This is a genomic window from Mucilaginibacter sp. OAE612 (assembly GCF_041806395.1).
GTDB lineage: Bacteria > Bacteroidota > Bacteroidia > Sphingobacteriales > Sphingobacteriaceae > Mucilaginibacter > Mucilaginibacter rubeus.
This window is the reverse complement of record NZ_JBGMUW010000001.1, coordinates 4,656,744-4,672,764: the sequence shown is the minus strand read 5'-3', so window position 1 is coordinate 4,672,764 and position 16,021 is coordinate 4,656,744. Positions and strand designations below refer to the sequence as shown.

Genomic DNA, 16,021 nt, shown 5'->3' with positions numbered 1-16,021 from the left:
GAATATTCGAAAAAAACAAATCATTATACATGAAAAAAATAGTTTTACTGGGCGTTTTAGTCAGCTTTTACACGGCGGTCATAGCGCAGCCGCAGCAAAAGTTCAGCGCCTACCTGTTTACTTATTTTACAGGCGGTAAAGGCGGCGAAGAAATTCGTTTTGCCTTGAGTAATGATGGTTATCATTTTCGCGCCTTGAATAACAATCACCCTGTTTTAAATTCGGCTGATATCAGTGCTACCGGCGGTGTACGCGACCCGCATATCATGCGTGCTGCCGATGGTAAAACTTTTTATATGGTAGCCACAGACATGAACACCGAAAAATATGGCTGGGGACCGGATTATTCAATGGTATTGCTAAAATCAACCGACCTGGTACACTGGAGCTCTAAAACAATTGACATCACCAAAACTTTTGCAAAGTTTGCAGGTGTGAACAGGGTATGGGCACCGCAAACCATTTATGATCCGCAGAAGAAACAGTATATGATCTACTGGTCGATGCGTTTTGGCGAAGAGGCAGACAAGATCTATTATGCTTATGCCAATAAAGATTTTACAGGCCTTACAACCGAGCCTAAACAGCTTTTCTTTAAGCCGGATGGCGGTGCCTGTATAGACGGGGATATTGTTTATAAAAACAATAAATACTACCTGTTTTTCAAAACAGAGGGATCAGGTGCAGGTATAAAAATAGCCGTATCGAATAAGCTAACTTCTGGCTATGTATTGCGTGATAAATACGTACAGCAAACCAAAGACCCGGTAGAAGGGGCGGGTACTTTTAAATTAAACGATGGCAGCGGTTATATTTTGATGTATGACCTATATACACAAGGTAAATACCAATTTACCAAGACAACCGATCTTGAAAACTTTAAACTGATTGACGACGAGGTGTCCATGAATTTCCATCCGCGCCACGGTACGGTGATGCCAATAACTTCAAAGGAAGCCGCTGCACTGACTGCTAAATGGGAAACGCCGGAAGATGTCATACTTTCACCGATAAACAAGCAAATTAAAACCATCAATATTGTTTTAGATACGGCGAACCATAAAGCTCACCTGCCTGTAATGCCGGGTACTGATTTAAAATCATTTGATCCTCATTTTACCTTGTTTCCAGGTGTTACTATCAGCCCGGCAAAACCACAGGATTTTACCAAAGGCCCGGTTAAATATTCTGTAACTATAGCAGGTAAAAAAGCGCAGGTTTTTGAGGTTACTGCCCAGGAAACCCATAACCCGGCTATTGCAGGATACTATGCCGATCCGGAGATCCTGTACGCCGAAAAAACAGGCAAATTCTATATTTATCCTACCAGCGACGGCTTTGATGGTTGGTCGGGCAAGTATTTTAAGGCTTTTTCTTCAGATGATATGGTGAACTGGAAAGATGAGGGTAAAATTCTTGATTTGCCGCAGGATGTGAGCTGGGCAAAAAAGAATGCCTGGGCTCCTTGTATCATCGAAAAAAAGATTGGCAACGAGTATAAATATTTCTACTATTTTGCCGCCGCTCAAAAAATAGGGGTGGCAACGGCAAATGACCCGGCTGGGCCATTTACAGATTCGGGTAAACCTTTAGTGGCACAATTGCCTGAAGGTGTTAAAGGCGGACAGCAGATTGACGCCGATGTTTTTGCCGATCCGCAAACAGGTAAAAACTATTTGTACTGGGGCAATGGCTATATGGCAGTGGCCGAGTTAAACGATGATATGATTTCATTAAAACCGGGTACTACCAAAATCCTTACTCCTTACTCGCATTATAACGAAGGTACATACGTGTTTTACCGCAATGGAACTTATTACTTCATGTGGTCTGAAAATGATACCCGGAGCCCTAATTATAGTGTGCATTATGGTACTTCTAAATCTCCACTTGGGCCAATAGAGGTTCCGGAGCAAAATACAGTTATCGCCAAAGATGCAGCAAAAGGTATTTACGGTACCGGCCATAACTCAGTGATCCAGATCCCGGGTACCGATGAATGGTATATTGTTTATCACCGGTTCAACTACCCCAAAGGCATTACCATGGGCGATGCCGCAGGATACAACCGTGAGGTATGTATTGATAAAATGGAATTTGATGGCAATGGATTGATCAAACAGGTACCCCCTACACATGAAGGTATAAAACCTGTACAGGTTAAAAAGTAACCTCGGTTTATATAAATAATGGTATAGCTGCTATGTGAACGTATTGAAGGTTCACATGGCAGCTTTTGTTTTATATAAAATTAAACACGTATTAGCTTTAAGCTTTGTGCCTTCCGCTTTAAGCTACTAAAAATATGTTCCGTTTTTTACAATTTGACGACTTCGTTGTATCCTATATTTGTAATCATGGTTTTCAAAGAGATGCTTCCGGAGCCAAGGCTGCAGCCTTACATCAAGTGCTTCTATCTGTATGAATCTGATTCGGACAGAAGCTACGATGATATTGTGTTCCCGAGCGGTACCATGGAGGTAATCTTTAACCTCGGTGCCGGAATTTGGAAATCAAAGAAAGGTGATACATTTTTTACCACTCCTCCAGTTGAACTTTGGGGCCAGATCACTAAACCTTTGCCCATTCAATCTGTAGGGCGCAATATTATGCTCGGCTTCCGTTTTTACCCGCATTCGGCTGCTTACTTTTTTGATGAAAATGTATCAGAATTTAACAACGAAATCGTTGATGCCACGCACGTATTCGGACCTAAATTAAGAACGCTTTATTTAAAATTATTGGAGACCGCCGATCTGAATGCGAAGGTGGCCATGATTGAAGATTATTTGCGGAGCCGTTTATCGGCAACCGAAAAAAAACATTCGAAGATCAAATTTATCGGGGATATTGTCAGTAGTCTTAAAAAGAATTACAGCGACGATAATATCCTGTCTATTTCCAGCCGTTATAACATTTCCTCACGGCACCTTAATACCCTTTTTTCGCAGTATACAGGTTTACCGCCAAAATTATTTTACAAAATAAACCGCTTTCAGCATAGCCTTAACCTGGTTAGCGCTAATGAAGAAAAGCTAACGAATGTAGCCTACAGCGCCGGTTATTTTGACCAGGCACATTTTATAAAGGAATTTAAGCTTTTTACAGGTTTTACACCTAACTCATTTGCTGCTCAGGCGTCGCCTATAAACCAGGCGTTAGCGGGCAGTTAATACTCTTCCGTTTTATACAATTTTGGGCTATTCGAGCCACATAGTTTTGCTGATATAAAAAAAACAACAAAATGAAATCAGCAAAAACACCACAGGAGGTGCACGCGGTACTTGCAGCCGCTTTTAACACCAAAGATGTAAATGTAGTTATGAATGTGTATGATGCCAACGGTATTATTTTTCCCGAGCCGGGAAAAGAAGTATCAGGCAAGGCTCAATTTGAAGAGGCCGTTAAAAGCATCTGTGCGGTTCCGGGAGTAATGGAAATCAAAACCGTTTACTGTCTGCAATCGGGCGATGTAGCGGTAGGCCGGTCGGAGTGGAGCGTCACCGACAATGGCAAAACACAGATTGCCGCAAAAGGGATAGAGTTAATGAAACAACAACCCGACGGCAGCTGGAAAATTGTCATCGATCATGCATTCGGAGCTGAGGCTAATCTCGTAGCCTGATTTTCTCTATCTGAAACAAAAAATGACCGGATTTATCCGGCCATTTTTTGTTTCACCTTTCACCTTTCACCTTTCACCTTTCACCTTTCACCTTTCACCTTTCACCTTTCACCTTTCACCTTTCACCTTTCACCTTTCACCTTTCACCTTTCACCTTTCACTAATCTCTTCCGTTTTATACAATTTTTAGAAAAGCGCCCAGCCTAATTTTGAGCATAAAATAAAAACAAGAACATGAAAAATAGATTCAATGAATTTTTAGCCCTGCATCATCAAACCGAACCTTTGCAAATTGGCAATGTATGGAATGCACAAAGCGCCCAGGTTTATGATAAATTAAATTTTAAAGCAATCGGCACATCAAGCGCGGCTGTTGCCAGCTCATTAGGCTTTGCAGATGGCGAAGAGATGAGTTTTGAGGATTACCTTTTTGTTGTTAAACGCATAGCTGCAACAACATCAGCCATGCTAACAGTCGACCTTGAAGGTGGTTATGGTGAAACACCGGAGGCTATCTGCAGTAACATCACAAAACTATATAATATTGGTGTTGTGGGTATCAATATAGAGGATTCGATAGTGGTGAATGGCCAGCGAAGTATTGTTGGTGCCGAAGGCTTTGCCACAAAACTTAAACAGATAACTGCATTGTTAACCGCCACAGGGGTAGAGGTATTTATAAATGTAAGGACCGATTCCTTTCTGCTTGGTTTACCTAACGCACTGGAAGACGCTTTGACCCGTGCTAAACTTTACCAGGGTGCAGGTGTGCATGGTTTGTTTTTTCCGTGCATTACCCAAATAGCAGATATTGAAAAAATAACGGCCTTATCGCGCCTCCCGGTTAGCGTAATGTGTATGCCTGGCCTTCCGGATTTTAAAGCGTTGCAAAATGCAGGCATTAAAAGGATTAGCGCAGGCCCATTTTTGAATATGAACATCTACCGGTCACTGGAAAATTTGATCGAAAAAATAACAGCCGAAAATAGCTTTGCAGCCCTTTTTAATGGGACTGCCAGTTAACAGGCGAATAAAAGTGCTAAATAATTAAAAACCTAATTGCCTTGTTTTACCTTATTATAAGGTAGTTTAATAATCTGCAAAATAAGTTTAGGTTAAAGTCCCGGCAGCGAACGTTAGGGACTTTTTGTTGTTATGGAATTTATCTTCAAAAAGTTTCAGCTAATCCAATCAGTAAACAAATTCTGTAAATAAGCCTGCAGAATTTTAAAGTGTTAATTCATTTTATTGCAATAATTATATAAAATCTATGGTTTTAGTAGAATTTATATATATTTGCATCGTCAAATCGGTTCTTTGAATATTTTAATTATCAAGAAAGACTGAGGGAAAGGCCCTGTGATGTCTTAGCAACCTGTAAGCCCACTGTTATAAAGGTGCTAATTCCTGTCTGCCCAAAATAGGGTAGAAAAGATAATGTAATACGCTATGGCCTTGTATAGTGCAAGGTGTTGTATACTTCTTTTCCCTCTTCATTTTTCTTGCTAATTAAAATATTGAAAATATCACCGGGATGATATTACGGTTTAACCTGTATAGCAATGAACATTAAACAATTACTTTTTACCTGTTTGCTTTTCATAACAACATTGCCGGCTGTTGCGCAGATCACCAAGGCAATTGATCCGACAGCTGACGACCGCGGTTATATCATAAAAACCGGTGATCTTGCTCCTGCCGATTTTGAGCTCGTATTGACCAATGGTATAAAAACTTCTTTAACGAAGTTGCATGGTAAGGTGGTTATACTGCAGTTTACCGCAAGCTGGTGCAGCGTATACAGAGAAGAAATGCCGCATTTGGAAAAAGAGATCTGGCAGGCTTATAAAGATAAAGGCCTTGTGTTAATAGGCGTTGACCGCGATGAACCGCTCAACAAAGTAAAAAGTTTTCACCAGGTCATGAATATAAGCTATCCGTTGGCACTCGATCCTGGTGCTGAGATTTTTGGCCGGTTTGCCAGCAAAAAGAGCGGTGTTACCCGCAATGTGGTTATCGATCGGGATGGGAAAATTGTTTACCTCACCCGCTTGTACGATAAACAGGAATTTGCGTCCATGTTAAAAGCTGTGGACGCTTTGGTAAACAACAAAACAGCGTCCATCAATTAAAAAGAATCTATCAGTACTTATTTAATACCCGTTTTATGAAAACAGAATCTACTTTTTTACACAAGAAAACTTTAGTTTCGGAAAGCCAGTCAATCTGCAAATCCTTCTGTCTCAATATGCAAAGCATGCATTGTTGCTGTTAATCATTTACAGCATGCATGGTGTTTAAATGCGGGCTTGCTGCAGTTTGTCTTAGCTTAATAATTACCATCCCCTAATCAATTCTTTACAGTTACGATAGGCTTATGAGCCGGGCAAATTATGCCCGCTAAGGCGATAGCCATGTCTTTTGTACCGGTAAAGGCATCAAAAATTAATCTCAATTATTAATTATCATGTTAAAAATTTACAAGCTATTACTGGCAATTATATTGCCTTTTATTCTCGTCCAGACGGTTGCGGGGCAATCCGTTAAAATAAGCGGGGAGGTAACCGCCAAATCCGATGGGTTGCCGTTGCGCGGGTGTCAGCGTATCTGTTAAAGGTAAAACCACGGGCGCACAAACCAATGTTGATGGTAAGTTTATCATCAACGCCAATGTTAATGATGTGCTTAGGGTTAGCTACATTGGCTTTACAACCCAGGAGATCCCGATTACGCAAGGAATAACTACCTTAAACGTGGTTTTGGTTGAAGCACCAAATTCTCTGAATGAGGTAGTGATAACGGCCCTCAATATCTCAAAGGATAAAAAATCGCTGGGTTATGCGGTGCAAGGGCTTAAATCGAAAGATATCTCTGAAGCCAAAGAAACCAACTTTGTAAACGCTCTGGCGGGTAAAATTGCCGGTGTGCAGGTTACCAACAGCCAGGGCGATATGGGTTCATCCCGTATCGTTATCCGTGGCGAAACTTCTATCTCGGGCAATAACCAACCCTTATTTGTGGTTGATGGTGTTATAGTTGATAACAGCCAGTTTTTAGGGAATAACGGCTCAAGGGATTTTGCTAATGCTATTTCGGATTTAAATTCTGAAGATATTGAATCTGTAAGTGTATTAAAGGGCCCGAATGCAGCAGCGCTTTATGGTTCACGTGCAGCCGCGGGTGTTATCCTCATCCGCACTAAAACAGGCAAAGGGGCAAAAGGATTAGGTGTTACTATAAACTCCAATACCAGCTTTTCAAACGTACAGGTATTGCCCGAATATCAAAATCAATATGGTCAAGGCTCAAATGGGAAATTTAGCTATGTAGATGGTAAAGGCGGCGGCGTTAACGATGGTGTTGACGAAAGCTGGGGACCTGCGTTGGATGGTTCACTGATTCCACAGTTTTATTCAAATGGGCAGGCCGTACCTTTCGTGGCACACCCCGACAACGTAAAAGATTTTTTTAAAACCGGTGTAACACTCAATAATGGCATTGCTATTGCGAGCAGCAGCGATAAAAGTGATTTCAGGTTATCATACAACAACCTGCACCAAACCGGTATTGTACCTAATACTTCACAAGGGCGTAACTCGTTTGCTTTAAACTCAAGCTATCGTATCAACAATAAATTAACCGTTAATACAATTGTTGATTACAGTAAAGATGATGCTGATAACCTGCCTGGTGCATATGGAAAACGTGCAACCAGCACCATGCTGCAGTTTACCTGGTTTGGCCGCCAGGTTGATATCAACAGACTTAAAAATTACAAGGATGCCAATGGTAATACCTTTAACTGGAATAACAGTTACTATAGCAACCCTTACTGGCTGGCCTATGAAAACACGGTTGGTCAGCATAAAAATCACTTAATAGGTAGTATTGAATTAAACTATAAGATCATCGATGGCTTATCAGCAAACTTCCGTACAGGAACTGATTATTATAACGACCGCCGTAAGATCAAAGTAGCCTACGGCACTAACGGAACACCCTTCGGCTCGTACGAAGAGGATGCCTACAGTGTAAATGAAAACAATACCGAAGCCAGATTACAATACACCAAAAAGCTGAACAATGATTTCTCGCTTGATGTATTTGGTGGTGGTAACATAGCTGTGAGGACAACCGAAAATAATGATCAGTTGGCTCCGAAACTTGCAGTTGCTGGCTTGTACACGCTGAGCAACTCCCGTGATCCATTGGTCTCTACAAATTACTACGGGAAACTTAAAACCTATAGCTATTTTGGTTCGGCACAGCTTGGTTTCAGAAATTACGCGTTCATCAACTTCACAACCCGTAATGATTGGTCGTCAAGTTTACCGGCAGATGCCTTGTCATATTTCTATCCTTCCGTAAACGGCAGTTTAACATTATCTGAAGCATTAGGTATTAAAAGCGATGTGCTTAGTTATGCTAAATTAAGAGGTGGGTGGTCAAAAGTAGGTAAGGCGACAGATCCATTTCAATTAATTAACGTTTATACATCTTCAAACCTCTTTGGCTCAAATCCGCAACAAAGTATATCTACTATTGATCTGAATGATCATCTTAAGCCTGAAACCACTACATCGGCAGAGGCTGGTTTCGAATTAGGCTTTTTCCATGATCGCGTACATTTAGATGTAAGTGGTTATAATACCAATAGCACTAACCAAATCCTTACTGTACAGGTAAGTTCATCAACCGGTTTCAGCCAAAAAGTAATAAACGGTGGCCGTCTTAATAACAAAGGCATTGAGGTTCAGTTAGGCCTTACGCCAATTAAATCAAAGAGCTTTACCTGGGATATTACCACCAATTATTCATTAAATCGCAGTAAAGTAGCTTCGCTTGATGCTGATGGCCGATTGCAAAGTGTAGTACTTGGAACGGATCGTACCGTGCAGGTTGTAGCGGCTCTTGGTCAGCCTTATGGTGCGTTGTACGGTACTGCTTATACGCGTAATGCTTCAGGCCAGATCGTTATTGATGCCAACGGTACACCTGTATTTAATACCACCAAACGTTACCTGGGTAAGTTCACCCCAAATTGGCTGGGAAGCATCAATAATAGCTTTACCTACAAAGGCATTAACCTGAGCTTTTTGGTTGATGCACGTTTCGGCGGATCCATTTACTCAAACACCAACCGTACTGGTACCTATACCGGCGTATTGGCCTCTACCTTACCAGGCCGCGGTGCTGCTAATGGTGGTTTAAGCTATTACTATCCGGATAATAAAACAACAAATCCAGCGGTGCAGGTAACCGGCGCTGCTCCTGCCGGGGTGACGGTATATAATGATGGTATGATATTTAAAGGTGTAAAGGCTGATGGCTCGCCAAACACTACTATTATCCCTGCGCAATCATACTATAAAGGCTTTACTAATATTGATGAAGCCTTTGTTTACAATGCCTCATACATTAAGCTTCGCGAAGTAAAACTGGGTTATTCTTTACCTGCTAAATTGGTGAATAAAATAGGCTTCCAGGGAGCTACATTTTCGGTAGTTGGCCGTAACCTGTGGATCATCCACAAAAACGCGCCGAACATTGATCCGGAAACAGCCTTTAATGCAGGCAATGGTCAGGGCCTCGAAGATCTTACCCTGCCTACTGTACGCAACATCGGTTTTAACGTAAACCTTAAATTTTAAAGCATCATGAAACTTAAATATATCAGCATATTATCCGCCGCGGTTTTATTATCGGTAACATCGTGCAAAAAGGATCTGTTAAAGATCAACAAAAACCCTAACGGCTCACAAACAGCACAACCCGACTACCTGTTGACGGCAGCCACCAAAGCAACCTCAGATACCTATTGGGGCGTAGCTAATAACATGGATGCCAGCTTGCTTTTTGTACAATATTGGTCTAAGATTCAATATACCGATCCCGACAGGTATATTTATGCCAGCAGTGCATTTGAGGAGCTGTGGAGCACGGGCTATTCAAAAAGCATTGTAAACCTTAACCAGATCATTAAAATTGCCGATGCCCAGGGTAATACCAATTACAAAGGCGTTGCGCTGGTACTGCGTTCGTGGGCATTCAGTTTATTAACAGAGGCATACGGCAATATCCCTTACAGGCAGGCCACCAATATCGATCAGTATCTTACCCCGGCTTATGATACTCAGAAGGACGTTTATTTTGCTTTGCTGGATGACTTGAAAGCAGCTCAAACAGCGCTCGATCCTTCGGGCAAAGCCATAGCGGGCGATGTGATCTATAGCAATAATATTGCCTCATGGAAAAAGTTTGCCAACTCGTTAAGGCTTCGCATCGCCTTGCGAATTGCCGATAGGGAACCAGCCAAGGCTAAACAGGTGCTTGCAGATATCCAGGCCGAAGGCGGCTCATACATCAGTTCGAATGCCGAAACCGCGCAGTTGGTTTATTTAGATTCGCCTAACCAAAATCCGGTAAGCAATCTGTTTGATACCCGTGACGATTACCGTATCAGTAAAACTATAGTTGATAAGCTGTTTGCACTCAATGACCCACGCTTATCTATATACGCAGCCAAAACGCAGGACCCCACACCTCAAACTTATGTTGGCTTGCCAAACGGTTTGTTGGTGGGCGATGCCAGCAATTACGGCTTCACCAAAACTTCTAAACCAGGCACTTATTTTCGTGCACCACATGCCCCTGCTGTAATATTAAGCTATGCCGAAAGCTTGTTTGATAGGGCTGAAGCTGCCGCTCGCGGTTTTACTACCGAAGATGCCGCTTCATTATACAGTCAGGCGATTACTGCTGCATTGACACAATACAGTATTGCTTCCGCTGATATCGCTACTTATATAGCGCAACCGGCAGTGCAATATGATGCCTCTAATTATAAAAAATCAATTGGCGAGCAAAAATGGTTAGCCTTGTTTGGCCAGGGATTGGAAGGCTGGACCGAATGGCGCAGGCTTGATTATCCTCAACTGCAACCCGCCGTTGCAGGTACACTGAATGGTAAAATACCGGTAAGGTTTATTTATCCAGGTACAGAGCAATCGCTGAACAAAACTAATTACCAGTCGGCAGTGGCAGCACAGGGAGCTGATGCGCTTACCACCAAGCTTTGGTTTGATGTAAACTAAACAAGTGTCGCTTCATAAAATAAAACGGGTTTCTCCAAAAGGAAATCCGTTTTTTATTGAAAATAAAGCTGAAATTTGCGACATGACTTTAGCCCTGTTTTTAAGATTAACAAAAAAACAAGAAATTCCAGAGATCAGCGTTTCTCATCAGGAAGGTAACAAATTATAGCGAGTGAAGATAGAAGAAACCGTGATTTTGGTTGATCGCGATGATCAGGAAATTGGCACTATGGAAAAAATGGAGGCGCATCTTCAGGGGAGCCTGCACCGTGCCTTTTCAGTTTTTATTTTTAATAAAAAAGGAGAGCTGCTATTACAGCAACGCGCCGAAGGCAAATACCACTCGGGTGGTAAATGGACAAACACCTGCTGCAGCCATCCAAGGCCCGGCGAACTCACATTTACAGCAGCCCATCGCAGGCTAAAGGAGGAGATGGGAATGGCCGCCGAACTTAACTTTGTATTTTCTTTTGTTTACTGTGCAGCTATCCAGGACGACCTGGTTGAAAATGAATACGATCATGTGTTTTTTGGCATCACTGATGCTTTGCCGATCCCTGACCATGACGAGGTCTCCTCATTTAAATACATAACGATGGCCCGGCTGGCAGTCGACCTGAAAGAAAACCCGGGCGATTATACCAGGTGGCTCGCCATATGTTTCGACGAGGTAATGGATCATTATCAGCAATTACAGATCGCTGATGGGCTGTGATCGTCGTCGTAAATAACGCCGGACTGATAATTTGCTATGTAGCCCGAATAAGCAAATCTTCCCTTATTGTAACGGGTATTTTACATTTTTGTAATATTATTGTTTACTTTACAATTAATTAGGTAGCTTTAATCTTCCAATTATTTGTGTAATTCACAGCCTGCAACTTGTTAATGAAAAAGGGATCCTTTGTCTGTTTTGTTCTTTTTTTGATCATTTCTTCGGCCCATGCGCAGTCGCCCATCAAAAATAAGATCCTCAATTATTCTTTAAAAAATGGTCTTTCTTTTGGTATTGTAAATAGCATTACACAGGATGATAAGGGTTTTATGTGGTTTGCCACCAATGATGGGCTCAATCGTTTTGACGGTACAACTTTTAAGATTTTTAAATCGCGCCTGGGCGATTCAACTGCGCTGGCCAGTAACTATGTACAAAAGGTTTTGTGCGATGTTCATGGCAGTATCTGGGTGTCGTCAAGAAACGGCCTCAGCAAATTTGATAGCCGTACAGAAAAGTTTATCCATTATAAATTCACCTCTAACAAGGCCGTCAAAAACGATATCAGTAATATCATCCAAAGCCATGATGGTAATTTATGGATCACATCTTATGGGCAGGGATTTTCTTATTTCAATACCAAGTCAGTAAAGGTTGTTAATTACACCCAAGCCAATTTGTCCCGGCTGTCAAGTAACAGGGTGCTCTGTTTGTACGAAGATTCAAGGGGCCTGGTATGGGTGGGTACACAGGAAGGCAGCATCAATGTTTTTAGTCATAAGGATGGTGTAATAGCCAACCTTGCGGGCATAGGCCCTCCAATAGCCAACCTGCCGGGTACCCGGATCAATGATATTTTTGAAGATCATTTTCACAACATGTGGATAGCAACCGGAAGCGGGCTCGGCTACTACAACAGGCAATCAAATAAATTTACCTTACTGCAAACCGGTCAGCAGGGTATTAAAAGTAAACGATACATATCAGTTATTGAAGATAGCGATAAGCAATTGCTTGTAGGTCTGCAGGATGGGGGGCTGTTTAAAGTTAACATTGGTACAAGCTCCAACTACAACATTAATAACTTTTTTCTTCAGCCGGTAACCGGCGATGACGGGTATTACCTTACACAGCGCTCTGTTCAAACGCTTTATATAGATAAGGATAAAAATGTTTGGGTAGGTACCTATGGCGATGGCATTTACATGGTGAGCAGCATTAAGGAGAAATTTTCAAAGATTGCTAAAAAGCGATATGGGGCCAGCGGCGAAAGTTTGGTAAGGTTTTATGGCCTGTGCCAGGATCGCGACGGCTTTTTATGGCTGGGCACTGATGGCGAGGGGATTTACAAAACCAGCCACAATGGCACCCTTATAAAGCAATACAAAGCAGATGGGCAGCCCGGCAGCATTACCGACAATGCCATTTTATTCGGCTATACCGATCAGGATGGTGATTTATGGTTTGGTACTTATGCAAAGGGACTTTTGCAATATAACAAGAAAACGGATTCGTTTGTCAACTACCTACACACCCAGACAGATAACAAAAGCCTGGGTGGTAACGACGTACGGGTTATCTACCAGGACAAGCATAAAAATTTATGGATTGGCACCAACGGCGGCGGCTTGTGCCTGTTTAATGCCGTTACAAAAACTTTCACCAACTATACACCTGCCAATAGCGGACTTACTTCGTACGATGTAAGATCAATTGCTGAGGATGATAATAGTAATTTATGGGTTGGTACTTATGGTGGGGGACTTGATTTTTATAACGCCGGGCAAAAGAAATTCAGCAGGTATTTTAAACCCGCCGATGAAAAAAATAATTTACCCGGCCAGGTGATATTTTCACTACATCCCGACAAACAACACAGGTTATGGATAGGAACCGAGGGCGATGGACTAATTTCATACGATCTTCAAAACCGGGTTTTTAAAAAGTTTAATGAAACTAATGGTCTGGCTAATAATACAGTATCGGCCATTAAGGAATCATCTGATGGTTCATTGTGGCTAAGTACCAATAAAGGCTTATCAAACCTTGATGTACGGAATAATAAGATCTTAAATTATGATCAGTCGGATGGGTTACAGGCCGGGCAGTTTAACGCAGGGTCTGTTTTGTTTGATTCTGCTAATGGATTAATGTATTTTGGGGGAACAGAAGGGCTTAACTTTTTTGACCCTGAAAAAGTAAATCAAAGCGATTATAAACCAAAAGTTATTATAACAGGTTTGCAGATTTTTGGTAAGCAGGTTGAAGTTGGCGGGCTTGACAAGGACCGCACCGTATTGCCCGAAGCCATTAACCAGGCAAGGCAGATCACGTTACAGCCTGATCAGTCGGTGTTTTCTATCCAGTACGCCTCGTTGAATTATACTTACCCGGATAAGGGGGGCTTTGCTTATAAACTGGATGGTCTTGATAAAACCTGGAACTATGTTGGCGATCAGCGGCTTGCAACTTACCGCTACCTTGAACCCGGGGAATATACGTTCAAGGTAAAAGCATCCAACCAGGATGGCTTGTGGTTTGATAATTATGCCACCTTACAGGTTAAGATCCTGCCGCCCTGGTATAAAACCTGGTGGGCTTATTTAATTTATATAGCAGCAGCAGGGGTTGTAACTTATTACTATATACTTTACAGAAGCCGCCAAACCAGGCTTAAATACGAGGTTAAAGTAGCCCAGCTTTCGGCCGAAAAAGATAAGGAGCTTAACGAGCGTAAACTTTCTTTTTTTACCAATATTTCGCATGAGTTCCGCACGCCGCTAACGCTGATCATTAATCCGGTAAAGGATATGTTATTTGGTAAAGGAGAGGCTACCGACTACTCGGGGAACCTGCACCTGATTTACAGGAATGCGCGCCGTTTGTTAAGCTTGGTTGACCAGCTTTTACTGTTCAGGAAAGCCGAAAGCGATACCGATAAGCTTAAAATAGTAAGGCTCAATATCGTATCGCTTTGTCATGAGGTGTTTTTATGTTTTAATCACCAGGCACGTACCAAACATATTCAGTTTGATTTTGTAAGTCAAAGGGATGCGATAGAGATTTATGCCGACAGGGAAAAAATGGAAATAGCCCTGTTTAACCTCATCTCGAATGCGTTGAAGTTTACACCGGAGTATGGCATAGTAACTTGTACAATAGCCGATTTTAACGATAAAATTACCATCGAGATAAAGGATAGCGGCTGTGGAATAGCCGAGGGTACCGGCGATCAGTTATTCGGCAAGTTTTACCAGTTGCAAAATTCGGCGCCAATGGCAGGCGGGTTTGGCATTGGGCTATACCTGGTTAAAGCGTTTATTGAAAACCATAAAGGCAGCATCGGTTATACCAGCCAGCAGGGGCAGGGCACGGTGTTTCATGTATCGTTGTTAAAAGGCAGGGAGCATTTTGGGCAGCAGTTTGTGTTTGAAGACGTTGCCGAAACTTCGGTGTTCCTGGATGAGCTAATGGAGAATAAGGGTGAATTAGCCGCCGTTGAGACTGAAAACGCCGTCGCAGCCAAAAATTCTGAGGCTTTAAGCTCCGATACCAAAACCATGCTGCTGATTGATGACAATCAACAGATCCGTACTTACCTTAAACAAATTTTTACAGGCGAATTTGAGGTTTTTGAAGCCGATAATGGTACAGATGGACTTGAACTTGCTTATCACCTGGTGCCCGATATTGTAATAAGCGACGTAATGATGCAGGGGTTAAGCGGTATTGAGGTATGTAGCCGTATTAAGGAAGATCCTGTGCTGAACCACATCCCCGTGATATTGCTTACCGCCAGTTCCTCGCCCGAAATAAAGCTTAAAGGTATTGAAGGAGGGGCGGATGATTATATCAGCAAGCCTTTTGAAAAAGAGATCCTGGTGGCCCGTGTTAACGGGATCCTGAAAAGCAGGAACAACCTGCAGAAGTATTTCTATAATGAAATAACCCTTAACAAATCAAATGATCTCAAGATTTCGCAGGAGTACAAGGAATTTTTAGAAAAATGTTTGCAGATAGTTGAGCAGCACTTAACCGACCCGGATTTCAGCATCAAAACACTGGCTGCCGAAATAGGCATGAGCCACTCTAACTTATACAAGCGGATCAAATCTATTTCCGGGCAATCTGCAAATAGTTTTATCCGTTTTATCCGCTTGCGTAAGGCGGCCGAGATCTTGCTGACAACCGATAGCACAGTTTACGAAACGGCCTATAAAGTGGGCTTAAATGACCTCAAATACTTTAGAGAACAATTCAACAAGCTGTTCGGTATAAATCCGTCCGATTACATTAAGAAATATCGTAAGCCATTTCACAACAATTACAACGTGAACCGGGATGTGATTAAGGAGAATTAATCGTGTTTATCGGTTGGTTGATTCACCTGGTTCATACCTCGCCGGACCAACTTCCCTTCGGCTTCAGTTTCACAGCTAAGCTAAGAGTTGTTTTTGTGGCCCTTCTTTACAAAGTGATGAGCGGACGACAAGCGCAGCAATGTTTGGGGGCTAAATACTACAACTTATTTTTGTCCCCCTGCCAGTATTGATTTACCCCCTCTTTAAAAAGCGCCCAAAATGCTGT

9 protein-coding genes and 1 riboswitch are annotated in these 16,021 nt (G+C 42.2%); all 9 genes read left to right on the top strand.

All coding sequences use genetic code 11. The features are described from left to right. Positions 1 to 29: 29 nt before the first annotated feature. The 9 genes from ABID99_RS19350 to ABID99_RS19310 all read left to right on the top strand — a co-directional run bounded on the left by ABID99_RS19350 (position 30) and on the right by ABID99_RS19310 (position 15,795). Entirely contained in the window at positions 30 to 2,171 is a 2,142-nt protein-coding gene (locus tag ABID99_RS19350) for a family 43 glycosylhydrolase (RefSeq protein WP_373614812.1), read from the top strand. A gap of 186 nt (positions 2,172 to 2,357) precedes the next feature. Further along, positions 2,358 to 3,173 (top strand): DUF6597 domain-containing transcriptional factor, encoded by an 816-nt coding sequence (locus tag ABID99_RS19345; protein WP_373614811.1) that lies wholly within the window; start codon positions 2,358 to 2,360, stop codon positions 3,171 to 3,173. Between the two features lie 71 nt (positions 3,174 to 3,244). Next, positions 3,245 to 3,625 (top strand): nuclear transport factor 2 family protein, encoded by a 381-nt coding sequence (locus ABID99_RS19340; protein WP_373614810.1) that lies wholly within the window; start codon positions 3,245 to 3,247, stop codon positions 3,623 to 3,625. 234 nt (positions 3,626 to 3,859) lie between these two features. Beyond that, positions 3,860 to 4,648, top strand: a complete 789-nt coding sequence (locus ABID99_RS19335) for an isocitrate lyase/phosphoenolpyruvate mutase family protein (RefSeq protein ID WP_373614809.1) — start codon at positions 3,860 to 3,862, stop codon at positions 4,646 to 4,648. Positions 4,649 to 4,952: 304 nt separating this feature from the next. Beyond that, positions 4,953 to 5,066, top strand: a riboswitch (SAM riboswitch). 121 nt (positions 5,067 to 5,187) lie between these two features. Then, positions 5,188 to 5,757, top strand: a complete 570-nt coding sequence (locus ABID99_RS19330; RefSeq protein ID WP_373614808.1) for a TlpA disulfide reductase family protein — start codon at positions 5,188 to 5,190, stop codon at positions 5,755 to 5,757. Positions 5,758 to 6,201: 444 nt separating this feature from the next. Next, a complete protein-coding gene (locus ABID99_RS19325) occupies positions 6,202 to 9,276 on the top strand; it encodes a SusC/RagA family TonB-linked outer membrane protein (RefSeq protein ID WP_373614807.1) in 3,075 nt (1,024 codons plus the stop codon). A 6-nt stretch (positions 9,277 to 9,282) separates the two neighbouring features. Beyond that, on the top strand, positions 9,283 to 10,719 hold the full coding sequence (locus ABID99_RS19320; RefSeq protein WP_373614806.1) for a SusD/RagB family nutrient-binding outer membrane lipoprotein: 1,437 nt from the start codon (positions 9,283 to 9,285) through the stop codon (positions 10,717 to 10,719). Between the two features lie 172 nt (positions 10,720 to 10,891). Next, positions 10,892 to 11,434, top strand: coding sequence for an isopentenyl-diphosphate Delta-isomerase (idi, locus tag ABID99_RS19315; protein ID WP_254780176.1), 543 nt, complete (start codon positions 10,892 to 10,894; stop codon positions 11,432 to 11,434). 173 nt (positions 11,435 to 11,607) lie between these two features. After that, complete coding sequence (locus tag ABID99_RS19310) at positions 11,608 to 15,795, top strand: two-component regulator propeller domain-containing protein (RefSeq protein ID WP_373614805.1); 4,188 nt, start codon at positions 11,608 to 11,610, stop codon at positions 15,793 to 15,795. Positions 15,796 to 16,021 lie beyond the last annotated feature (226 nt).

Coding starts and splice junctions, on each gene's coding strand:
- ABID99_RS19350 (WP_373614812.1), top strand. CDS start 30: ATGAAAAAAATAGTTTTACTGGGCGTTTTAGTCAGCTTTTACACGGCG.
- ABID99_RS19345 (WP_373614811.1), top strand. CDS start 2,358: ATGGTTTTCAAAGAGATGCTTCCGGAGCCAAGGCTGCAGCCTTACATC.
- ABID99_RS19340 (WP_373614810.1), top strand. CDS start 3,245: ATGAAATCAGCAAAAACACCACAGGAGGTGCACGCGGTACTTGCAGCC.
- ABID99_RS19335 (WP_373614809.1), top strand. CDS start 3,860: ATGAAAAATAGATTCAATGAATTTTTAGCCCTGCATCATCAAACCGAA.
- ABID99_RS19330 (WP_373614808.1), top strand. CDS start 5,188: ATGAACATTAAACAATTACTTTTTACCTGTTTGCTTTTCATAACAACA.
- ABID99_RS19325 (WP_373614807.1), top strand. CDS start 6,202: ATGGGTTGCCGTTGCGCGGGTGTCAGCGTATCTGTTAAAGGTAAAACC.
- ABID99_RS19320 (WP_373614806.1), top strand. CDS start 9,283: ATGAAACTTAAATATATCAGCATATTATCCGCCGCGGTTTTATTATCG.
- ABID99_RS19310 (WP_373614805.1), top strand. CDS start 11,608: ATGAAAAAGGGATCCTTTGTCTGTTTTGTTCTTTTTTTGATCATTTCT.